18 protein-coding genes, 1 tRNA gene and 1 pseudogene are annotated in these 21,207 nt (G+C 69.6%); 4 read left to right on the top strand and 16 right to left on the bottom strand.

All coding sequences use genetic code 11. The features are described from left to right. The coding region (locus tag A3CU_RS0114665; RefSeq protein WP_027942929.1) for a hypothetical protein at window positions 1–665 on the bottom strand (665 nt) is incomplete at its 3' end. A gap of 154 nt (window positions 666–819) precedes the next feature. On the opposite strand from A3CU_RS0114665, the gene A3CU_RS0114660 reads away from it, so the two are divergent. Continuing rightward, complete coding sequence (locus tag A3CU_RS0114660) at window positions 820–1,890, top strand: RICIN domain-containing protein (RefSeq protein ID WP_027942928.1); 1,071 nt, start codon at window positions 820–822, stop codon at window positions 1,888–1,890. Here A3CU_RS0114660 and A3CU_RS55595 read toward each other — a convergent pair. Both A3CU_RS55595 and A3CU_RS55590 read right to left on the bottom strand, forming a co-directional pair. Continuing rightward, window positions 1,853–2,245, bottom strand: coding sequence for a cytochrome c oxidase assembly protein (locus A3CU_RS55595; protein WP_425388245.1), 393 nt, complete (start codon window positions 2,243–2,245; stop codon window positions 1,853–1,855). The two genes, A3CU_RS0114660 and A3CU_RS55595, sit on opposite strands and share 38 nt — an antisense overlap. 328 nt (window positions 2,246–2,573) lie before the next feature. Further along, complete coding sequence (locus tag A3CU_RS55590; protein ID WP_425388243.1) at window positions 2,574–2,939, bottom strand: hypothetical protein; 366 nt, start codon at window positions 2,937–2,939, stop codon at window positions 2,574–2,576. On the opposite strand from A3CU_RS55590, the pseudogene A3CU_RS55585 reads away from it, so the two are divergent. Beyond that, window positions 2,938–3,159: pseudogene (locus tag A3CU_RS55585) on the top strand (HAD family hydrolase); the annotation flags it as partial. The gene A3CU_RS55590 and the pseudogene A3CU_RS55585 overlap by 2 nt on opposite strands. Window positions 3,160–3,493: 334 nt before the next feature. Here A3CU_RS55585 and A3CU_RS53475 read toward each other — a convergent pair. The 8 genes from A3CU_RS53475 to A3CU_RS0114600 all read right to left on the bottom strand — a co-directional run bounded on the left by A3CU_RS53475 (window position 3,494) and on the right by A3CU_RS0114600 (window position 13,246). Next, window positions 3,494–4,351 carry an amidohydrolase family protein gene (locus A3CU_RS53475; RefSeq protein WP_027942926.1) on the bottom strand — a complete coding sequence of 286 codons (858 nt, stop codon included), beginning with the start codon at window positions 4,349–4,351 and terminating at the stop codon, window positions 3,494–3,496. Between the two features lie 40 nt (window positions 4,352–4,391). Further along, on the bottom strand, window positions 4,392–5,969 hold the full coding sequence (locus tag A3CU_RS0114635) for a benzoate-CoA ligase family protein (RefSeq protein WP_027942925.1): 1,578 nt from the start codon (window positions 5,967–5,969) through the stop codon (window positions 4,392–4,394). Window positions 5,970–6,177: 208 nt separating this feature from the next. Next, window positions 6,178–7,596 (bottom strand): benzoyl-CoA 2,3-epoxidase subunit BoxB, encoded by a 1,419-nt coding sequence (boxB, locus tag A3CU_RS0114630; protein WP_027942924.1) that lies wholly within the window; start codon window positions 7,594–7,596, stop codon window positions 6,178–6,180. Window positions 7,597–7,600: 4 nt separating this feature from the next. Beyond that, complete coding sequence (boxC, locus tag A3CU_RS0114625; RefSeq protein WP_027942923.1) at window positions 7,601–9,217, bottom strand: 2,3-epoxybenzoyl-CoA dihydrolase; 1,617 nt, start codon at window positions 9,215–9,217, stop codon at window positions 7,601–7,603. A 361-nt stretch (window positions 9,218–9,578) separates the two neighbouring features. Then, a complete protein-coding gene (locus A3CU_RS0114615) occupies window positions 9,579–10,067 on the bottom strand; it encodes a hypothetical protein (RefSeq protein ID WP_027942921.1) in 489 nt (162 codons plus the stop codon). Window positions 10,068–10,152: 85 nt separating this feature from the next. Then, window positions 10,153–11,853 (bottom strand): selenocysteine-specific translation elongation factor, encoded by a 1,701-nt coding sequence (locus tag A3CU_RS0114610; protein WP_027942920.1) that lies wholly within the window; start codon window positions 11,851–11,853, stop codon window positions 10,153–10,155. Further along, window positions 11,841–13,133, bottom strand: coding sequence for an L-seryl-tRNA(Sec) selenium transferase (gene selA / locus A3CU_RS0114605; protein WP_043841121.1), 1,293 nt, complete (start codon window positions 13,131–13,133; stop codon window positions 11,841–11,843). Before selA ends, A3CU_RS0114610 begins: the two co-directional genes overlap by 13 nt. A gap of 21 nt (window positions 13,134–13,154) precedes the next feature. Then, window positions 13,155–13,246, bottom strand: a tRNA-Sec gene (locus tag A3CU_RS0114600). Between the two features lie 63 nt (window positions 13,247–13,309). On the opposite strand from A3CU_RS0114600, the gene selD reads away from it, so the two are divergent. Continuing rightward, a complete protein-coding gene (gene selD, locus A3CU_RS0114595) occupies window positions 13,310–14,359 on the top strand; it encodes a selenide, water dikinase SelD (RefSeq protein ID WP_052371727.1) in 1,050 nt (349 codons plus the stop codon). Between the two features lie 166 nt (window positions 14,360–14,525). On the opposite strand, the gene A3CU_RS44825 is transcribed toward selD, so the two are convergent. Next, the gene (locus A3CU_RS44825; protein WP_052371726.1) at window positions 14,526–15,119 is read right to left on the bottom strand and encodes a hypothetical protein; all 594 of its coding nucleotides are present in this window, start codon (window positions 15,117–15,119) and stop codon (window positions 14,526–14,528) included. A 342-nt stretch (window positions 15,120–15,461) separates the two neighbouring features. On the opposite strand from A3CU_RS44825, the gene A3CU_RS0114585 reads away from it, so the two are divergent. Beyond that, window positions 15,462–15,887, top strand: coding sequence for a CBS domain-containing protein (locus A3CU_RS0114585; RefSeq protein ID WP_027942917.1), 426 nt, complete (start codon window positions 15,462–15,464; stop codon window positions 15,885–15,887). A 68-nt stretch (window positions 15,888–15,955) separates the two neighbouring features. Here A3CU_RS0114585 and A3CU_RS0114580 read toward each other — a convergent pair whose 3' ends face one another. The 4 genes from A3CU_RS0114580 to A3CU_RS0114565 form a co-directional block, all read right to left on the bottom strand. Beyond that, complete coding sequence (locus A3CU_RS0114580) at window positions 15,956–17,257, bottom strand: phosphoribosyltransferase (RefSeq protein WP_027942916.1); 1,302 nt, start codon at window positions 17,255–17,257, stop codon at window positions 15,956–15,958. Between the two features lie 380 nt (window positions 17,258–17,637). Next, window positions 17,638–18,153, bottom strand: a complete 516-nt coding sequence (locus tag A3CU_RS0114575) for a GNAT family N-acetyltransferase (RefSeq protein WP_027942915.1) — start codon at window positions 18,151–18,153, stop codon at window positions 17,638–17,640. A 241-nt stretch (window positions 18,154–18,394) separates the two neighbouring features. After that, window positions 18,395–19,330, bottom strand: coding sequence for an acetamidase/formamidase family protein (locus tag A3CU_RS0114570; protein ID WP_027942914.1), 936 nt, complete (start codon window positions 19,328–19,330; stop codon window positions 18,395–18,397). A gap of 307 nt (window positions 19,331–19,637) precedes the next feature. Beyond that, window positions 19,638–20,738, bottom strand: a complete 1,101-nt coding sequence (locus A3CU_RS0114565; protein ID WP_027942913.1) for a calcium:cation antiporter — start codon at window positions 20,736–20,738, stop codon at window positions 19,638–19,640. Window positions 20,739–21,207 lie beyond the last annotated feature (469 nt).

Here is a 21,207-nt window from a genome sequence, read left to right as displayed (position 1 = left end):
AGCGGCTCGACATCCCTCTTGTCCGACACGGCATACGTAAACGGCTCAACAGGCTCCGACAAGACAGTCGGCCCAACAGGAATCCCATCCGGCGCACCGAACGGCCGCACACCCGTCCAGTCCGGCGCCACAAGCGGCTCGACAGCCGTCTCGGCCAACGCGGAAAGCGGCTCCGCATTAACGTCGGCCTCCACCGAGACCGGGCCGATCTGCGCACTGGCGTGCAACGGGTCTCGCTTGGCCACGACGTACTGGGACAAGAGGTCCCCCAGTGGATCGAGTGGCGAGTAGCCGCTTCCGGTACGGGTGGACACCGGCGCCATCGGGACCGGAATCGCCGTCACGGAGGTGGGCGCGAGTGGCGCGGGCACTTCAACCGGCGCCTTGTCCAACACCGCGGGTACCTGCTCCGCCTGCTTCGGGTCGTGGCCCTCCCCTGGGTGGTAGCCGTGCTCGTCGAGGTACTCGTTGATCATGTCTTGCAGCGCCTGCGGTAGTGCCTGGGCGATCGGCTGGGTGTCGCCCTTCTGCGTCGGCTGATCATGTCCGCCGGCAATCAGGGTCGCCGTCAGCGCTCCCAAGGTCACCCCGCCGGCGAAACCGGCCAGGGCAAGGGTACCGGTTCGGCGACGACGGCGGACCGCACGGAATCGGCGTTTGGGCATGAGTCTTCGTCCTCCTTGACTCCGGACCCCCTCAATGTGCCGCTGGAGAACCAACCCGTCCGACCAACGTCAGGGCAACTTGTCCGGACGTTCCCGGACGAATCCGGACACCCCTAGACTGTGCGCAGTTTTCATACCTGGGGAGGAACCGTCAGTGTTCGACGACTGGCCGGATCCGGCCACCGCCAACGACCCCGCCGAGTTCGTGGCCGCCATGCGGCGGCTGCGCGCGCACACCGATTTGAGCTACCGCGAGTTGACGCGCCGAGCCGCACGGACCGGCGGGGTACTGCCGAGCTCGACCATCAGCGGGGCGCTGTCCCGCGACGCCCTGCCGCGGGCGGACCTCCTCGCCACGTTCATCCGTGCCTGTGGCGGCGACGAGGCGACCGTGCAGCGGTGGCTGGCCGCCAGGTCCCGGTTGGCCGCCGGGGCCATCCCGGACGACACCGAGCCGTACGACGACGCCGAGCCGAAACCGGCCATGCCGTCAGCCGAATCGGAACCGTCGGCCAAGCCGGAACCGGTCACCCCGTCAGCCGAGCCAGAGCCGGTCACCCCGGCACGGCGCAAACGGCTGGGCTGGCCGGCGCTCGGCGTGGCGACGCTCGCGGTCGCGGTGATCGGCGTGCTGCTGACGACTTCCGCGCTGCGGAAGTCATCGGGGGACCAATCGCGGAGTACGGTCGATGCGCCGCCACGCGCGGTTGATGCGGCCACGAGCGTCACGAACGCCGGTACGAGCCCGGCCGCCGCCCCACCAACCGGGCCCGTGCGGTTACGGCTCGCACACACCGGCCTGTGTACTGGCGAGGGCCCGGAAAAGTTCGTCGACTCCGGGCGCACCGTGCTCGGCCAGTACGACTGCGCGACGGCGTCGCCGCCGATGACCCTCGAGCCGGACGACGGCGCCTATCGACTGGTGCTGCACCATCCGACTAACGGCGAAGGCTGCGTAACGGTCGACTACGGCGGCACCCACACCGAAGTCCTCCTGGCCGGTGCCGAGTGCGAGAAAGGCCGGAAAGACCAGCGATTCCTCTTCGAACCGGTGGCTGAGCCGCGGCCCGGCTACCGGCTGCATTCGGCCTCGGGACCGCAATGGTGCATCGGCGTTTTTCAGGACAGTGCCGACGCCGGTGTCCAGCTCATCCAGAACCCCTGCAACGGCAACGCCGCCCAGGAGTTCACTGTCGAACCTGGCGCGGTCTCCGAGCGGCACTAGCTGAACCCGGAACTCGCGCGCCTTGATCGGGGACACGGTGTCCTGGGGCGGGGACACGCCATCGGATGCCGCCGGTTACGGGGAGTCCTGGCCGTGGCGCCGGTGGGGCTTTTTCGCCATGCGGGCGAGCATCTCGTTGTAGGCGTGGAGGGCTTCCTCGTCGTCGTCGATGTTCTTGCGCCGTGAACAAGACCCGGCTGTAGACGTTGACGCTGCCCCCGGCCGCGACCGCGATTATCGCGAGCCCCAGGAGGAACCACGTCGTGTCACGGCGTCGCCAGTCCGGGACGCGGCGTGCGGCCACGAGGTAAGCCAGCGCGGCGACCACGACGAAGACGGCGACCGGAAATGGCATGGCCCAGGCGGTGGCGACGCTCCGCCAGGACAACGGCTCGATACCGGCCATGGTCTGTCCTCATCAGACTCCAGGGGTGGGCGTTTCCCGTTGTGGCACCGGGGGATACTGGCTGCGGCGGCCAGGTTCGGCGACGGCCGCGGGGACTTTTCAGGCAGGGGAAGTTTGATGCCCGAATCGTCCGTGACCACGCAGGCGGCCCCGCTGGAGCTGGCGATCGGCGGGATGCGGCCTGCGCGGCGCGGGTCGAGCGCGAACTCAACCAGCTCGACGGTGTGTCCGCGACGGTGACCCTGACCGAGCCGGTCGGCGTCGACGTGCTGATCGGTCAGGTGCTCGACAAGACCGCACCGTGACGACCGGACGGATGTCGGCGTTCGACATCCGCACCGCCGCGAGCGTGCCACGCGCCGAACTGCTGCGTTTCGCCGGTGCCGTCGAGAACGCCTCCGAACACGCGGTCGCCCGCGCCATCGCCGAGACCGGTCGTCCCGCCGACGTCGAGGACTTCCGAGCGCTGTCCGGGCTCGGTGCCCGTGGCCGGGTGGCGGGCCGGGACGTGCTGATCGGCTCGGTGCGGCTGCTGGCGGCCGAATGGATGAACGTGCCACCGCAGCTGGCGACGGTACGCGCGGAGTGGGAGCACGTGGGCCGCACCAGCGTGCTGGTCGCCGTCGACGGCGCGGTAGGGCATGATCGCCGTCGCCGACACCGTCCGGCCCAGCGCCGCCGCGGCGGTCGCCGAACTGCACGAGCTGGGGCTGCGCACAGTGCTGTTGACCGGGGACAACGAAGCCGCCGCGCGGGCCGTGGCCGCGGAGATCGGCGTCGGCGAGGTCATCGCCGAAGTGATGCCCGCCGACAAGGCCAGGGTGCTCGTCCGCCTGCGGGAACAGGGTCGCACGGTCGCCATGGTCGGCGACGGGGTCAACGACGCGCCCGCGCTGGCCCGAGCCGATCTGGGGCTCGCGGTGGTGACCGGCACCGACGATCGGCGCGGCGGACCTGATCCTCATGCGCACCGATCTCGAGGTCATCCCGTGCGCGATCCGGCTGGCACGGGCGACGCTGCGCACCATCCGCGGCAACCTTGCCTGGGCCTTCGGCTACGACGTCGCCGCGTTGCCGTTGGCCGCGGCGGGCCTGCTCAACCCGTTGGTCGCGGCCGCAGCGATGGCGTTCTCGTCGCTGTTCGTCGTGTCCAACAGCCTGCGGCTGAGGCGGTTCGGCTACGGAACTCGCGCGGCATCAGATGCCGAGCGAGGGAAAGAGCTTGGCCGCGTTGGCCGACAGGGCCCCGGTGAGCACCTCGTCCGAAAGGCCGAGCGAGGCCAGCGCCGCCGCGTTGCGGCCCGGGCCGGGGACGCCCGGCCAGTCGGTCCCGAACACGAACTTCTCGGCCAGCCGGGCGAAGTCGAAGCGCGCGTAGTACTCGGGCAGCTTCTTCGGCGGCAACCCGGCCAGGTCGAGCCACACGTTGTCCCGCGCCAGCGCGAGGAACGCGGCCACGTCGTACCACCACCCCCGCCCGCCGTGCGCGAACACGAACTGCACCCCGGGGAAGTCCTCCACCACGTCCGAAAGCAGTTCCGGGTTGCCGAAACTCGCCCGCGCCCCGGGGAAACTGCTGGTACCCGAATGCAGGATCACCGGCACGCCGCGGTCGGCACACACGTGGTATGCCGCGTAAACCTCCTTGTCCGCGGCAGAAAACGCGCCGTGCACCGGGTGCAGTTTCAGCGCGACGGCGCCGAGGTCCAGTTGCCGCTCGACCTCCGCGGCCAGCGGATGGTGCAGGTGCGGGTTGACGTTCGCGACCAGCCGGAAACGGACGGGATTGTGCGCCACGATCGGCAGGAGATCCTCGATCGGCTGCATGCCGGTCGCGCGGGGGCTGTACTCGCAGAACAGCAGGGCCCGGTCCACGCCCTCGGCCGCCATGAGGGCGTCCACCTTCGCCGGCACCGGATCGCCGTTGTCGTCATAGGCATCGCGCCAGCTGTGCGGTCCAGAGAACTGGTCGGCCCACTCCAGCCAGGCGGGTTTGACCGTGCTCAGCTTCGGCACGTGTACGTGGGCATCGACGACGGTGCGGCCAGAAATCACGGGCACGCTCCCTCGTGTCCACTGTATACCCACGCCGACGTCATGCGAGTGCTCCCGGAAGCAGCGCGTCACGGACGGACTCACGGACGACGTTGCGGCGGATCTTGCCGGTCGCGGTCTTCGGCAACTCGGCGACAGACACCACCGCCCGCGGTCGCTTGAACGAGGCGAGTCCCTCCCGGCAGAACTCGATCAGCGCCCGCTCGTCCACTTCGCGGCCCGCCGCCGGAACCACGCACGCGACCGGTTTGTCGATGCCGTCCGTGTCCGGCGCGGCGACCACCGCCGCCTCGGCCACGTCGGGATGCTGCAGCAACCGTTGCTCCACTTCGGCCGGTGAAACCCAGATACCGCCCGCCTTCAACATGTCGTTGAAACGGCCAAGGCAGGTGTAGGTGCCGTCGTCGTTGCGGAGGTAGCTGTCCCCGGTGCGCAGCCACTCGCCCTGGAAGACCAGTTTCGTTGTCTCGTAACGGCTCCAGTAACCGACCGCGGTGGACGGTCCCCGCACATACAGTTCACCCGGCTGTCCGGCGCCATCGATCACCGCGCCGCCGGTGTCGCGGATCTCGACGTCGTAACCGGGGACCGCTACGCCGGTGGTGCCGGGCACCGCCTGGCCGGGCCGGTTGGACAGGAAGATGTGCAGGGCCTCGGTCGAGCCGATGCCGTCGAGAATCTCCACGCCGAACCGTTCCCGGAACCGTTCGAAAATCACCGCGGGCAGCGGTTCACCGGCCGAAACCGCCTGGCGCACCGACGAAAACGTGTCGTCCGGGATATCGCTGGCCAGCAGCGCCGAGTAGAACGTGGGCACCCCGAAGAACAACGTCGGGCGGCCGGCGCGCACCGTCTCGGCCACCGCGTGCGGGTCAGGCCGTCCTGGGTCCAAAATGGAGGACGCGCCCACGGCCAGTGGGAAGAACGCCGAATTTCCTATTCCGTAAGCGAAGAACAGCTTCGCCACGGAGAAACACCGGTCGTCGTCGCGAATGCCCAGTACCTGGCTGCCGTAGGTTTCGCACACCGCCCGGATGCTCGCGTGACGGTGCATCGCGCCCTTCGGCTCCCCCGTGGTCCCCGAGGTGTAAAGCCACAGCGCGGGCGAGTCCTCCCAGGTCCGGTATGCCGGCCAAGTCTCCGATGTGGACAGTTCTGTCCAGTCGTGCGTTTTTATCCGGGTGGAAAAATGGATGGGATCGGCACGGTCGAGCACCACGTCGGTCACCTCGGGCGCCAGTTCGATCGCCGCCTTCGCCGCGGCACTGAACTCGTCCGACACGCACAGCACGCGCGCCCGCGAATCGGCCAGCACCTTGCCCAGTTCCGGCCCGGTGACCATGGTGGAGACCGGCACCGGGACGGCGCCGAGCCGCATCGCGCCGAGGATCCCGGTGAGCATCTCGATGCCGTCGACCATGCACAGCATCACCCGCTCCTCCGGACGGACACCGATGGCGGCCAGCCCGCCGGCCACCCGGTGCACCTCGGCGGCCAGCTCGCCGTAGCTCAGCGTCCGGCCGGACGTGACGACCGCGACCCGGTCTCCGTTACCCTCGCGCACCTGGCGATCGAGCAGGTAATCCGCCGCATTGAACGCAGAATTGGACCCGGCCATGGCCGCCTCTCCTCGCTCTCCCGAACCGCTCTTTGTTCGCAGGTTTGCGCGCGACCGTGTCGACAGGGCGCACCATCCACGATCGAGTCACCTCATCGCCCTGGGCGCCCCGCCGCCCCGACAGCGGGACACAAGCGCGCGTGTGGTGGTTACCTTGGCCGCCGCCGCGACTTGGCAAAGGGCTAGGGCTACTCATCGCTGCGGCCGGCTACAGGTGGACGTACTCGTAGTCGAACGGTTTGCCATTGATGCCCTGTCGCGGCGGGGCGACCCAGCTCGCGATCTTGCCCCGCTCGTACACCGGGCGCATCAGGGAACGGACGAAGGCCAGATCCTCGCTGGTGGGCAACCAGCGCTTCTTCCCCGCCTGCCAAGTCTGCTCGTCCACGATGGTCCCGTCCGGCGTGATGTGGTGGCCGGAGTTTATGCCGACTTGCCGGTTGAAACCAGGGTGCGGCAGCTTCAGGCGGAACGGGATCTCCGCGTCGGAGAGAATCTTGTTCCACCGCTTCACACCCGTGGTGCAGTCGGCGATGTACTCGCCGCGCAGATCGAGGTTCAGCAGCAGGATCTTCTGCACCTCGTCGTGTTCCCAGGTGCCGTCGTCGCGCGGCCGCTGGAGTTCGTCGCTGTCCTCGGTGAGCCGGTGGTCGTCGTTGCGCCGGGTCTCCAGCCACCGGCCCTTGAGGCCCGCGGTGTAGTAGTTGGCGGCGTTGGTGGAGGTCTCGCTGCCGAACAGGTCGAGCGAAACCGTGTAGTGGAAGTTGAGGTAGCGCTGGATGACCTCCAGCGGGATCCCGCCGTGCGGGCCGATGTCCATCGTGTCGTGCTCGCGGATCAGCTCGACGCTGCGCTGCACCACGCGGTCCACACCGGTGGTGCCCACGAACATGTGGTGCGCCTCCTCCTTGAGCATGAACTCGCAGGTGCGCGAGAGCGGGTCGAAGGCCGATTCTTTGAGCGTGCCCAGCTGGTACTTACCATCGCGGTCGGTGAAGTAGGTGAACATGTAGAAGGCCAGCCAGTCGGCGGTCTCCTCGTTGAACGCGCCCAGGATGCGCGGCGCGTCCGGGCTGCCCGAGTTGCGGTGCAGCAGGGCTTCGGCCTCCTCACGGCCTTCCCGGCCGAAATAGGCGTGCAGCAGGTACACCATGGCCCACAGGTGGCGGCCCTCCTCCACGTTGACCTGGAAGAGATTGCGCAGGTCGTACAGGCTCGGCGCGGTCAGCCCGAGCAGTTTCTGCTGCTCCACCGACGCCGGCTCGGTATCGCCCTGGATCACGATCAACCGCTGCAGATCCGCCCGGTACTCGCCCGGAACCTGCTGCCACGCCGGCTCGCCCTGGTGCTCGCCGAAGGCGATGGTGCGGCCCGGGTCCCGTTCGGCGAGGAAGATCCCCCACCGGTAGTCCGGCACGTTGACGTGGTCGAAATGCGCCCAGCCGTCCCGGCCGACGCTGACCGCGGTGCGCAGGTACACCCCGTGCGTCTCGAGCGTGGGCCCCATCTCGCCCCACCAGTTCATGAACTTCGGCTGCCAGCCTTCCAGGGCCCGCTGCAACCGCCGGTCCTCGCCCAGGTTGACGTTGTTGGGGATCTTGGTCGCGTAGTCGATCTTCTCCGGCATCTCGTCACACCCGTTTGTGGTCGAAGTTCGCCTTCTGCCCGGTACCGTACCGGCGCAGCGCGCCCTCCGGCCCCGACGCGTTCGGCCTGGTGAAGATCCAGTTCTGCCAGGCGGACAGCCGCGCGAAGATCTTGGTCTCGACGGTCTCCGGCCCGACGAACCGGTGGTTGGCTTCCATGCCGGTCAGCGCGTCCGGGGACAGCGCGGCCCGGCCTTCGAGCACGATCCGGATCTCGTCCACCCAGTCCAGGTCGTCCGGCGCGTCGGTGACCAGACCGAGCTCCATCGCATCCGCCGCCTCCAGCGGGCGGTCGCGCTCCCGCTTGAGCCAGTCGAGGTGGTCGTGCTCGGTGTAGAACCGGGACTCCAGTCTGGACAGTCCGTTGCCCATCGGGAAGGCGCCGAAGTTCGCGTCGGACAGCACGATCGCGGCGCGCTGCTCGCTTTCCTCGTCGTCGATCGGTGGACCGTCCAATATGTACTGACGATCACAGGCCAGCGCCAGCTCCAGCAGCACACCGGCGAAACAGCTGCCCGGCTCGATCAACGCGATCAGGCTGCGGCTGGTGACATCCAGGCGTTTCAGCGTGCGCTTGTAGTAGTGCCGGATCTCGTTGGCCAGCCAGTCGTTTCCGGACAGCACCTCGCGCTCGCTCGCCAGTACGGCTTCGGGGTCGCCTTCGGTGCGAAGCACCCAGACCCCGAGTTCCGGCTCGTTGGTACGCAGCCGGAGGATGAGGTCGTCCAGCTCCCTGGTCATGGTCAGCAGCCAACCGGGCTCCCCGGACCCGTGCACGGTGATGTTGACCGCGCCGAGGTCGCGGTCGAGTTCCGCGGACACGTAGGTGTACTCGACGCCAACGTCCGTCTCGGTGCGGTTCAACGGGGTCAGCTCGACGCGACGCGCGCCTTCGGGCCGGTCGCTTCCCGCGGCGAGTTCACGAGCGCGGTGGGCGACCGCCTCGCGGAAATCCTGGCGCGGCACCAGTTCGTCGACCAAGCCCCAGTCCACCGCGGCGCGGCCCTTCATCCCGTCCGGCCGGGTGGCGAAGACGTCCGCGCGGTCCCGGCGGACCTTGCGCTTGTCGACCAGCCGCGTGAGCCCGCCGGTTCCGGGCAGCACGCCCAGCAGCGGCACCTCGGGCAGCGCGACGGTCGAGGAGTTGTCATCGACCAGCAGGATCCGCTCGCAGGCCAAGGCGATCTCGTAGCCGCCTCCGGCGCAACTGCCGTTCACCGCGGCGAGGTAGAGCTGGCCGGAATACTCGGTGGCGTCCTCGATCGCGTTGCGGGTCTCGTTGGTGAACTTGCAGAAGTTCACCTTCCACTCGTGCGAGGAGGCGGCGAGCATCCGGATGTTGGCGCCCGCGCTGAACACCTTCTCCTTGGCGCTGGTGATGATCACCGCGCGCACCTCGGGATGCTCGAAACGAAGGCGTTGCACCGCGTCGTGTAGCTCGATGTCCACGCCGAGGTCGTAGGAGTTCAGCTTGAGCTCGTAGCCGTCGACGATGCCACCGTTGGCGTCCACGTCCAGTTCGAGCCACGCGATCGGCGGCTCGATGCGCAGGTGCCAGTGGCGGTAGTCGTCGGGATGCCGGTCAAATGACACCTTCGTCATGTCCTGATTGTCTACACGATCATCCCGGCCGTCAATATTCTGTAGATTCTTTGCCGTCCCGACCCAAGCACCCCCTCCTCCCCGGCCTCCGCAGATCTTCCCCCAACCCGGAACTCGCCCTCCCCAACCCAGAACTCGCCCTCCCCAACTCGGAACTCAGCCTCCCCAACCGGGGACACGCCAAGACCGGGCGTGTCCCCGGTCCAGGCGCGCGAGTTCCCGGTCCAGGTGCCCATGTTCCCGGTTCGGGAGCGCGAGTGCCGGGTTCGGGCGTCCATGTTCCCGGTTCGGGAGCGTGTGGTCCTGGTTCGGGGGCCTGTGTTCGCGGTTCAGGGCGTGGGACCGGTCCAGTCCATGGTGACTACTCGGTCGTGTACGGCGCCTGATGTTCGATGCTCGGGCTCGTCCTGGGTCGCACGCCTTCCTGACCGGGTACCGGATCGACGGTCGACTGCTGGATCGGGGAGTCGACCGCCGCGGTGACCTGCCTGCCGTCCAGCCGCGCGTTGACCCGGGTGTGGACGTCCTCGACCACCTGCTCCTCACGCCTCCTGTTGAACACCGCGATCGTCACACCGTGCGCGAGCCCCAGCACGAGCAGCAGGACGCCGAGGCGGCCGATCACCGCGGGCAGCGAACTGCCACCCGGGAAGTCGATGGTGGAGATCAGCGCGAGCACGCCGAGCACGACCAGGTGGAACAGCACGGTGATCAGGCCGGCCATCGAATCGCCGGCCGCTTCATCGCCCTTGTTCAGATAGCGCTTACCGTTGTGGTAGATGATCTGGCCGTCGATCGCGACCAGGATCACGCCTACCACCAAGAAGGTGACATAGGCATTGTTGTCCACGACGGGCTCCTTTCCTACACAGCGTGGAGTACCCGCCACGGTCAGCGGTGAAACTGGTCCACACAACGGGTCGCGAAGCAGACCTCTAGTCCGGTTTCGACACGAGCGTGCGCGTGCCGTCGGGATTCCGCCTGGTGGCCCGCATCGCGTCGAGCCGTTCGAGGAGCGGGACGGCGACCCGGCGCGTCGTGCCCAGCGCGCGGCGGGCCTCACTGACCGTGAACGGGCGCGGCAACCCGGACAGCACCTCCACCGCGCGCTCCAGCGCGTCCGGACCGAGCACAACCCCTTCGGCGATCCGGACCAGTCGCCCCGTCCGGACGGCCGCGGCCAGCTCACGGGTGCCGAGTCCCCAGCGCGCCAGGTCGTCGGCCTCCGGCGCGCGGAACGGTTCCTTCGCCAGCCGCCGCGCCACGATGTCCACCGCGCGCTCGACCTGTTCGGGCAATTGCGCGCCGGGGCGCCGCACCAGCCCGTCGGCGATCTCCAGCCCGGTACCGGCGATCAGCGGCGGCACCAGTTCGGTGGCGGGCAGCCCGGTGTCGTGTCGCACGGTCTCCATCGGCATGCCCGCCGCCACGGGGTGCCGGGCGGACCAATCCTCGAACTCCGACAGCGCACTCGCCCTGGCGCGGGCCCACGCCTGCTCGTCCACGACCCAGTCGCCGATCCGCCGCCCTGACGCGGGAACCCCCATCGCGCGAAGATCGGCGGCCTGGGCGAACACGGGCGGCCGTGGCGGTCCAACCGCCAGTTCCTCGGCCCGGGCACGGGCGGCACCACGGCGGTCCAGCGCGGGCGGGCGCACGTCGAGGATCTCGACACCGGCCGCGATGCGATGCTCGCCTGGATCACGTAGCAGCCCGACGTCACCGACCCGCAACGGCAGCGGCTTCGCCAGGTGCAGGCGCGCCGCCCGCCGGCCCAGCTCCCGGACGTGCACGGGCACGGCTGCCGAACCGATGTGCAGCACGAGTTCTCGATGCAGGCGCCCGGCCGCCCGCAGCCTGACGTCCACCTCGACGGTCGGCAGCCAGGCGCTGGGCGTGAGCAGCGTGGCGCCTCGCCCGACGCGTGCCCGGTCGAGCCCACGCAGGTTGACCGCCACTCGCGCCACCGCGGGAACCTCATGCCGGCCTTCGCCCAGCGACTGCAGTCCGCGGACGCTCACTCGTTCACCGGCGTGTTCGAGGACGTCGCCGACCCGTAGGACCCCGGCGGCGAGCGTGCCCGTGACCACCGTCCCGGCGCCGCGCACGGTGAACGCCCGGTCCACCCACAGCCGGACGTCGGCATCCAGGTCCGGCGGGGGCAGTTCGTCGGTCAACGCGACCAGCCCCGACCGCAGCTCCGCCATCGTGGTCGCCACGGGGGCGGAAGCCAGTGAAGTCCCGGAAAGGGCCTGCCGCACCTGCTCGATCGCGGGTGACGGATCGGCGAGGTCGGTCTTGGTGATCATCACCAGCCCGTGCCGCACGCCCAGTGCGTCGAGCGCGGCCAGGTGCTCCGCCGACTGCGGCATCCAGCCCTCGTCCGCGGCCACCACGAACAGCACCGCGGGCACCGGCCCGACCCCGGCCAGCATGGTGGCCACGAACCGTTCGTGACCCGGCACGTCGACGAAGGCCAGGCGGCGTCCGTCCAGCTCGGTCCAGGCGAAGCCGAGGTCGATGGTGAGGCCACGGCGCTGTTCCTCGGCGAGCCGGTCCGGCCACGTGCCGGTGAGCCGGTGCACGAGGGTGGACTTGCCGTGGTCGACGTGACCGGCGGTGGCTATGACGAACATCGGCGCATCGCCACCAGGAGCAGTTCGTCGTCTTCGGGATCGACCGTGCGCAGGTCGAGCAGGCACCGGCCACGCTCGACCCGGCCGACCACCGGTGGACGTCCGGTGCGCAGCCGGCCGGCCCACGATTCCGGCACGCTCACCGCGACGCTCGGCAGCTCGACGCCCGGCGCGCCACCCCCGCCCACCGCCGCTGTGCACTCGACGGCCTCGGCCTGGCCGACCTGGGCGGCGAGCCGTTCCGCGCGCGCCCGCAACTCCTCCGGCCGGACCGCCAGTGCCCGCGCGACCGGCGGGCGCGGACCACGCAAGGTCGCCTCCAGAGCGGCGAAAGTCAACTTGTCGACACGAAGCGCGCGGGCGGCGGGATGCCGGCGGAGCCGCTCGACCAGGCCGGCGTCCCCCAGCAGGAGCCCCGCCTGCGGCCCGCCGAGAAGCTTGTCACCGCTGGCCGTGACGAGATCGGCGCCCGCGCGCAGCGTGCTGGTCGCGTCGGGCTCGCCGGGCAACGACGGGTGCGGGGCGAGCAGGCCAGAACCGATGTCGACGACGAGCGGCACGCCGAGCCCGGCGAGCTCCGCGACCTCCACCGTGGACGTGAACCCGGTGATCCGGAAGTTCGACGGGTGCACCTTGAGCACGAAACCGGTCTCGGGGCCGAGCGCCTCGGTGTAGTCACGCAGGCTGGTGCGGTTGGTCGTTCCGACCTCCCGCAGGCGTGCCCCGGTGGAGGCGAGGAGTTCGGGAAGGCGGAAGCCGTCCCCGATCTCCACCATTTCGCCCCGGCTGAGCACGATTTCCTTGCCCGGGGCCAGGGTCAGCGCGGCGAGCAGGAGCGCGGCGGCGTTGTTGTTCACCACGTGTACCGCCCCGGCGGCCGGCACTGCCTCGGCGAGCGCGGCGAGCGCGCCCCGGCCGCGTGCGGCCCGCCGGCCCGTTTCCAGATCGAACTCGACGTCGGTGGCGCGGCCCGCGGCGGCGAGCGCGGCGAGCGCGGCAGCCGACAACGGCGCCCGGCCGAGATTGGTGTGGATGACCACGCCCGTCGCGTTGACCACCGGGCGCAGGCTGGCCGCGGTCTCCGGCAGCGCGGCGACGGCCTGCTCGGCGACCTGTTCGGGGTGGATCTCGCCGGCCCGGGCCCGCTCCTGCGCGGCCACCACGGCCGAGCGGACCAGCGCCCGGCCGAGCGCGCGCTCGGCCTCGGCCAGCCTGGGTAGCGCCAGCACCGCGTCGGTCCGCGGCACCCGCCGTCTCGGGTCGTCCTCTCGCTGCGTCATGTCGTGCGTCCCCGGCCCTTGCGGAGGCGGACGGGAATCGAACCCGCCAGCGGTGGTGTCCACCGCTCAACGGTTTTGAAGACCGCGCCGGCCACCAGGCCGGGTACGCCTCCCTGGATCACGGAACCCATCGTCGCAACTGAGCGGGCAGCGCGCGACCGGAGCAGCATTGAGCCATGACACTCAGTACGTCAAGTCGCGGCGATCACGGTGACCCTCGCGGAGAAACCGGCACGAGCTACCGGCTGACGCAGTACGCGCACGGTGGCGGCTGCGCCTGCAAGATCCCGCCGGGCGAGTTGGAGGACGTGGTGCGCGGCGTTACCGGCGCGCTCCCCCGGAACCCGCTCGGCGAGTTGCTGGTCGGGTTGGACGGCGGCGACGACGCCGCGGCGGTGCTCGTCCGGCCGGATCTCGCGGTGATCGCCACGACGGACTTCTTCACGCCCGTCGTCGACGATCCCTATGACTGGGGCCGGATCGCCGCGGCGAACGCACTGTCCGATGTGTACGCCATGGGCGGGCAGCCCACGGTCGCGGTGAACCTGCTCGGCTGGCCGCGCGAGGTGCTGCCGTTCGAGCTGGCCGGCCAGACCCTGCGCGGCGGGCTCGACGTGTGCACCGCGGCGGGCTGTCACCTGGCCGGCGGGCACAGTGTGGACGATCCGGAGCCGAAGTACGGGCTCGCGGTGACCGGACTGGCCGACCCGAAACGCTTACTGCGCAACGATTCCGGCCAACCGGGCTGTCCGCTTTCCCTGACCAAGCCGTTGGGCATCGGGGTACTCAACACCCGGCACAAGGCGACCGGCGAGGTGTTCGACGCGGCCATCGACGTGATGACGACGTTGAACTCCGAGGCGTCCCGAGCGGCGTTGGACGCGGGCATCACGTGCGCCACCGACGTCACCGGCTTCGGTCTGCTCGGCCATCTCTACAAGCTGGCCCGCGCCAGCGGGGTGACGGCGATCGTCGACTCGACCAAAGTGTCCTATATAGACGGTGCACGGGCGGCGCTGGCCGACGGATACGTCAGCGGAGGAACCCGGCGCAACCTCGACTGGGTCCGCCCGCATGCCGACCTGTCCGCGATCAGCGAGGAGGAGGCGCTACTGCTCGCCGACGCGCAAACCTCAGGCGGATTGCTGCTCGCCGGAGAGATCCCCGGTGCGGAAGTGATCGGCGAACTCGTTCCGCCCGGCGAGCACTCGATCATCGTTCGGTAGTCCGCCCGCGGAGTGCCCCAACCCAGAACTCAGCTGCTTGAACCCGGAACTCGTCCGCCTGAACCCGGAACTCGGGGGCCTGAACCCGGAACTCGTCCGCCTGAACCGGGGACACGGGGGCCTGAACCCGGAACTCGGGGGCCTGAACCGGGGACACGCGCGGAGGTCAGCTTGATGCGGGCGGGAAATAGCCAGACTGCTGGCCATGTGACTGCTGGCCAGGTGACTGCTGGCCGTATGGCTGCTGGCTAGCGGTGGGCTGCGGCCCGTACCCGGATGGCGGCCCGTAGTACGGAGTCCGGCTGAGGAACGACGATGGATCCCGCCACGCCAGCCAGTCCGTCGTGTACGGCAACAGGACCAGGACCAGCGTCAGGACCGCCGGAATGAGCGCGACCAGCAGGATGAGTGGGGACTCGGGAGAAGACTGTCGCGTGTCGAGACCGAGTCCTCGCACGGTCACCGGCATCCCCGATCCCAGCACCGCGATACCCAGTGCAAGGTGCACCAGGCAGCCGACGACGATCAGCCATCGCCCGGCGCGCTTGCGCGCCAGCACCATGATCCCGCCGGGGAGCAGGGTGAACAGTTCGACCAGGCAGACGGCCAGCAACACCCAGAGGCTCCAGGTGCCGTCGAGGAAACTGACCAGCCTTATCAAATAGATGTCCTCGTACAGCAGGAGCGCAGCGACCAGCGCACCCTGGATGGCCAGCACGGCGGCGGTGATCGCCGCCCGGCCATCCGGCTTACGCGTCATCGCCGGTTCGAATGCGCCCGGGTACGCCGGCGCAGGCGGATATTGACCAGGTTGTGGCGGTGGTTGTGGAAGGCCACCGGAAATTGGACTCGAATCGGGGTACTGCCCGGTCGGAGGCGGATAGCTCATGCGAGGTCCCCTCGGTCGATCCTGCCGCCCAGTCGAACAAGTAGAAGCCATTCCCCGGAGCCGGTCAACGTCGAGGCCGCATTGTTGACCGGATCGCAGCCCGGCACACGGTCGTTCGCACGTTCCGACGGGGACCTTCGGCCCTTCTGGGTTCGGCCCATGCGGGCGCATGCTCCGTGTTCAGCGAACCATCGAGCTCGTAGGAGGACGGCCATGACTCACGCTCGGGACATCATGCACGCGGGCGCGAAGTGCATCGGTGAGCACGAAACTCTGGAAAACGCGGCCCGGCAGATGCGCGACCTGGGCGTCGGCGCGCTGCCGATCTGCGGCGACGATGACCGGCTGCACGGCATCATCACCGATCGCGACATCGTGCTGAAGTGCGTCGCGGCCGGAAAGGACCCGCACACGATGACCGCCGGCGAACTGGCCCAGGGCGTGCCCCACCTGGTGAACGCCGACGCCGGCATCGACGACGTACTAACCGTGATGGAGGAGCATCAGGTCCGCCGGGTTCCCGTCCTGGAGGGAAAGCGGCTGGTCGGCATGATCAGCGAGGCCGACCTCGCCCGGCACCTGCCCGACGCAACCATCGGCCGGTTCGTCGAAGCGATCTGCACCGCGACTACTCCCTAACAGTCAGACAAGTGTTTCGAAGGACGCGTTACCGCGGGCGGAAACGCGGACTTCGAGACGCACTCCAGTCAGGCGGAGGGCACGGCCGTGAGGTGCGAGATGAACCAGTCCCGCGCCCGGGCCGAGACCTCGTCGAGCGTGCCGGGCTCGGCGAACAGGTGGGTGGCGCCCGGCACCACCGCGAGTTCGCATTCGCCCGCGATGGCCTCCTGGGCCTGCCGGTTGAGTTCGAGCACGGTCGCGTCGCGGCCGCCCACGATCAGCAGGGTCGGAGCGTGCACCAGCGGAAGCCGGTCGCGGGCGAGGTCCGGCCTGCCGCCACGGCACACGACCGCCCGCGCGTCGACGCGCGGGTCGGCCGCCGCCCACAACGCGGCCGCCGCTCCGGTGCTCGCCCCGAAGTAGCCCACCGGCAGGCCGGCGGTGCCGGGCTGTTCGCTTACCCACCGGGTCACCTCGGTCAGGCGGTAGGCAAGCAGTTCGACGTCGAACACCCTGGCCCGGTCGAGTTCTTCGGGCGCGGTGAGCAGGTCGAACAGCAGGGTGCCCAGGCGTGCCTGGTTGAGCGCGGCGGCCACCTCGCGGTTGCGCGGACTGTGCCGGCTGCTGCCGCTGCCGTGCGCGAACACCACGAAGCCGACCGCGCCTTCCGGCACGGTGAGGTGCCCGGCGAGCCGCAGCGATCCGACCATCACCTCGACGTCGGAGTCTCGCGGTTCCGCGGCCGGGGTTTCCGCCGGGGTGGCCCGGTGCAGCAACTCGGTCACCTCCTGGTCCGAGGTCTGCTGGAAGTCGCGATACCACTGCCCGACCGCGTGGAACCAGGAAGGCGCTTCCAGCCACACGACCTTGTCGGCGTCCTCGCCGAGGGCGATCAGGGCGTCCGGTGCTCCCACCGGCACGGCGAAAACGACACGGGCGGCGCCCTGCGCGCGGGCGAGGAGGCAGGCGGCCCGTGCGGTGGATCCGGTCGCCACTCCGTCGTCGACGATCAACGCGGTCCGGCCGCGCAGCGGAACCCGTGGGCGCCCGGCCCGGAACCGCTCGGCGCGGCGCTGCAACTCAATCCGCTCGGTGTCCTCCACCGCCGCGATCTCCTCGCCGGTCAGCCGCGCCATCTGCACGACCTCGCGGTTGAGCACTCGGACGCCCCCCTCTCCGATCGCGCCGAGCGCGAGTTCGGGCTGGTAGGGCAGGCCGAGTTTGCGCACCACGAGCACGTCGAGCGGAGCCCGCAACACCCGCGCGACCTCGAACGCGACCGGCACGCCGCCCCGCGGCAGCGCGAGCACCACGACATCGCCGCCGCGGTACGCCGCCAGACGTTGCGCCAGCCGCCGTCCCGCCTCGCGGCGATCGGTGAACGGCATGGCGAACACCTCCTGTGGCCCCTCGGGGAGAGCCTGCTGGGCGGGCCGAGCGGGCGGCAGAGGCGACCGTCGCCGGTCCCGGGGTCTTTGGTCACCGGGCCGGAAAGCGGCGTTGTCGCCGGTGACCAAGCGGCACGGCGCTTGCCCACAACCCGGAACTCACCGCCCACAACCCGGAACTCACCGCCCCCAACCGGGAACTCACCCTCCCCAACCGGGGACACAGCGCCCTGGACCGGGGACACGCCGGTCGCTGGCGTGTCCCCGGTTCCAGCGCGCGAGTTCCCGGTTCCGGCGCGCGAGTTCCCGATTCCAGCGCGCGTGTCCCCGGTTCCGGCGCGCGAGTTCCCGGTTCCGGCCGTGCGGCGGTATTGGCCGGGTCAGACGCCGAACGGTGCGGCGTAACGGATGGTGCCGGCCGGTATGGGACGGTCCGGGTCGAATGCGAGTGCCATCATGTTCTCGTCCGGGACCTCAAAGGGCGGGCGGATGCCGTATCGGGAGGCCGGGGTGAACCCGAACCTGGGGTAGTACGCGGCATGGCCGAGGACGAGAACGAGCTTCTCGCCTGCGGTACGGGCCGCATCGAGCGCTGCCCGGATCGCCGCCGAGCCGGCCCCCATGCTCTGCTGTTCCGGCGGCACGGCGCAGGGCCCGAGCGCGAGCGCTGGGAAGTCGTCGACGTGGCAGCGGGTCAGGAGCGCGAAGCCGGTCGCGGTGCCGTCGGGGCTTTCGGCGATCCAGGAGCCCCAGGGCAACCAGGCGCCTGGGTCCTCGCGCAGCGCGTCGACGAGGTCGGCCTCCAGTGCGGTGGGGAAGGCCGCAAGGTTGATCTTCCGGATAGCCCGGCGGTCTTCGTGGCCGGTCTCGAGACGAGTGGAGAATGGTGAAGACAATTAAGGAGATCCTTGCGATAAGGGATCTCGGCCGAAACGAGAAGAACCCGCCGAAGGATGAGCGATCCCGCTGGGCGGATCGACTCAGCTGAGTCCAGCCGAGACCCGGGAAACGAGGTTGGTCGTAGCGCCGCGTTCGACAGCGGCCACCTTCGCGGTCATCAACCTCACCTCCCTCTCATCCTTGATACACACCAAATATCGACGTCGCCGAGATGACCGGACCGTACCACCTGTCGGGTCAGCGGATCGCGCCCTCGGGTAACACGGCGTGCACGCCCCACGTCTTGTTGGCCACCTGGGTGACCCGCATGTCCACGGATGGGCTGGCCAGCGCGAGTGCGGTCGTCTTGTCGAGGCCGTATCGGTCCTGGAGCCAGATCACCATGGCCTCCAGCGCGTCGGCCATCGCCTCGTTGAGGTTCTCGTGGAACCCGAAGGTGATCCGGCCGCTCGGAGTCTCGGCGTGGATGCCGGGTACGGACGTCGCAGTCAGCACGTCGAAAACCACCTCGGTGGTCATGGCGCATTCGATGGCGGTCCCACTGACCTCGCCGTCGCCCTGGACCGCGTGACCGTCGCCGAGCAGCAGGTGCGCACCGGGCACGGTGACCGGCAGGTACAGCGTGGATCCGGCGACCAGTTCCCGGCAGTCGATGTTGCCGCCGCCGAGCGTGCGCGGCGGGGTCGTCGAGTGTTCGCCGGGCTCGGCCGGTGGCATGCCGACGATCCCGAGGAACGGCGCGAGGCGCACGGTCCGGCCGAGGTCGTTGGTGCCGGTGCCCGCTCCCGCGTCGGGGTCCCAGTCGAGGTCCCACAGCAGCCACGCGGGTGGCCCGCCGGCCACGCCGAGCCGGCGGTTCAGCCAGTTGTCCCTGGCCGCGGCCACCGTCCAGCCCCAGTCACCCGGTATGAGCGACTTCAGGTGTACGGCGAGCACGGTGCCGGGTTCGGCGCCACGCACGTCGATCGGCCCGGTCAGGCAGTGGCCGCGCGCCTCGGGGAACATGCGCGGCCGGTCCTCGCCGGGGGTGCGCTGCCGTTGCAGGTATCCGCGCGCGTCCAGCGACTTCACGACCACCGTGTCGCCCGGATCGACGGTGAGCGCGGTCGGGCTGTCCCGGCTGAACACGTCGACCACGGTGCCGGGAGCGGGTTCGAGATGGTGGACCGTCACGCGGGAACTCCTTCGAGACAGAGTCGGGCGCGGCAACAGCGAGCAGTAGCCGGCCTGAACCCAGCCCCACAGGTCCACACCGGGCGATCTCGCAGCCTAGAGCGTGTGTCAAAGTCCGTGTTTCCGCCCGAGGTGACCACGGGCGCGCGCCGGAGGCCTTGGATTCGGGGAGGCACGCCGCCAACCTGAAGAAGGCAAGGGCCACGCAGGAGTCGCGGTCTGGCAACCCAAATCCGATCGCGCGCACTTGGAAACACTGCCCAGCCCCGCTCTCGGGCGATCCGGAAAGATCGCCACCGCCGGTCGGTCACGGATTTATCGCCAGCAACAGGAACGCGGCGAGCAGCACGAGGTGGAGGGTGCCCTGCAGCCGGGTCGCCCGTCCCGGGACCACGGTGAGCACGCTGACCACCGAGGTGAGGGCCAACAACACCATCTGCGACGGTTGCAGTCCGAGCAGCAGCGGGCCGGGCAGCCACCTGGACGCGAGCGCGATGACCGGGATGGTCAGCCCGATGCTGGCGAGCGCGGAGCCGTAGGCCAGGTTCAGGCTGATCTGGATGCGACGGCGCAGCGCGGACCGGACCGCGGCGACGGTCTCCGGCACCAGCACGAGCAGGGCGATCACCACGCCGACGACCGCGTGCGGGAAGCCGGCCGCACGCACGCCCGTCTCGATCGCCGGGGATTCCACCTTGGCCAACCCGACCACCGCGATCAGCGCCAGGATCAGCAGCGCCAGGCTGGCCAGGGTCCGCCCCAGGCTGGGCGGCTTGGCGTGCGCCTCCTCGACGGCGATCACCGACTCGCCCGCGCTGGTCACCGGCAGGAAGAAGTCGCGGTGCCGAATGGTCTGGGTGAATACGAAAACGCCGTAGACCACGAGCGAGGCCATCGCGGCGAAGGTGAGCTGAATCGCGGAGAACTCGGGCCCGGGCCGGCTGGTGGTGAACGTCGGCAGCACCAGGCTCAGCGTGGCGAGGGTGACCACGCAGGCCAGCGCGGCACCGCTGCCTTCGGGGTTGAACAGGGCGCTCCCGTAGCGCACCGTTCCGAGCAGCAGTGAGAGCCCGACGATGCCGTTCATGGTGATCATCGCGGCGGCGAACACCGTGTCGCGGGCCAGCGAGAAGCTCCCCGGTCCGCCGGAGGTCATCATCGTGACGATCAGGGCGACTTCGATCACCGTGACCGCCAAAGCCAGCACCAACGACCCGAACGGCTCGCCCACCCGGTGCGCCACGACCTCCGCATGGTGCACGGCGACGAGCGCCGCGGCGGCCAGCACCACGGCGACCACGGCAACCACGCCCCAGCCCAACTGACGGCCCCAGGTCAGGATGAGGACCACATCCGCCAGCAGCGGGACGATGGCCGTCAGGGGCAGCCAGCGACGCAGACGAGCAATGACCACGCTTCAACCCTCACAAACCGAGGTCGACACCGCACGCCAACTGATCGCACGCTCGCCGACCGGCAGTGAGGAAGCACGGATCGTAATGGTGATCGGAATCTGCGCGAGGTCGCATGTGGACGGCCGAGCAGGCGCTGACCGTGGTTTTCCTCACGCGGGAAGCCCCCACGCGTGTCAGGTGCTCATGATCGGCACCGGCGCTCAGCGCGCCGCTATGGCGCGACCGCCGCCAACCCCGCGTCAACTCTCCTGCTGCGGTTGGCGACTAGTGCGGCGTCCTCGCTCGTGGATTCTTCGAACCCGCAAATAGCCGATCAGCTGTCCGCGCCGCGTCACCGGAATAAATCGGACGGAGTTTTCGAGACACCGAAATATTCGGTGTCTCCAGCACCCAGTGGACTGAACTCACCGAACTCCGTGGGCATCCGTTCATCCCAGCGTTTGACACGTGGAATTGCGATCC

Origin of the sequence: Amycolatopsis taiwanensis DSM 45107, from assembly GCF_000519205.1 — a bacterium.
GTDB classification, from domain to species: domain Bacteria; phylum Actinomycetota; class Actinomycetes; order Mycobacteriales; family Pseudonocardiaceae; genus Amycolatopsis_E; species Amycolatopsis_E taiwanensis.
This window is presented reverse-complemented; position numbering and strand designations above follow the sequence as displayed.

Bases quoted from the DNA above. Each gene is read 5' to 3' on its own strand.
- boxB (WP_027942924.1), bottom strand. From the start codon at position 7,596: ATGCCGGAGAAGATCGACTACGCGACCAAGATCCCCAACAACGTCAAC.
- selD (WP_052371727.1), top strand. From the start codon at position 13,310: ATGACACTCAGTACGTCAAGTCGCGGCGATCACGGTGACCCTCGCGGA.
- A3CU_RS0114635 (WP_027942925.1), bottom strand. From the start codon at position 5,969: ATGGCCGGGTCCAATTCTGCGTTCAATGCGGCGGATTACCTGCTCGAT.
- A3CU_RS0114580 (WP_027942916.1), bottom strand. From the start codon at position 17,257: ATGCCGTTCACCGATCGCCGCGAGGCGGGACGGCGGCTGGCGCAACGT.
- A3CU_RS55595 (WP_425388245.1), bottom strand. From the start codon at position 2,245: ATGCCATTTCCGGTCGCCGTCTTCGTCGTGGTCGCCGCGCTGGCTTAC.
- A3CU_RS55590 (WP_425388243.1), bottom strand. From the start codon at position 2,939: ATGCCCTACCGCGCCGTCGACGGCGACCAGCACGCTGGTGCGGCCCAC.
- A3CU_RS0114585 (WP_027942917.1), top strand. From the start codon at position 15,462: ATGACTCACGCTCGGGACATCATGCACGCGGGCGCGAAGTGCATCGGT.
- selA (WP_043841121.1), bottom strand. From the start codon at position 13,133: ATGACGCAGCGAGAGGACGACCCGAGACGGCGGGTGCCGCGGACCGAC.
- A3CU_RS0114610 (WP_027942920.1), bottom strand. From the start codon at position 11,853: ATGTTCGTCATAGCCACCGCCGGTCACGTCGACCACGGCAAGTCCACC.
- boxC (WP_027942923.1), bottom strand. From the start codon at position 9,217: ATGACGAAGGTGTCATTTGACCGGCATCCCGACGACTACCGCCACTGG.
- A3CU_RS44825 (WP_052371726.1), bottom strand. From the start codon at position 15,119: ATGACGCGTAAGCCGGATGGCCGGGCGGCGATCACCGCCGCCGTGCTG.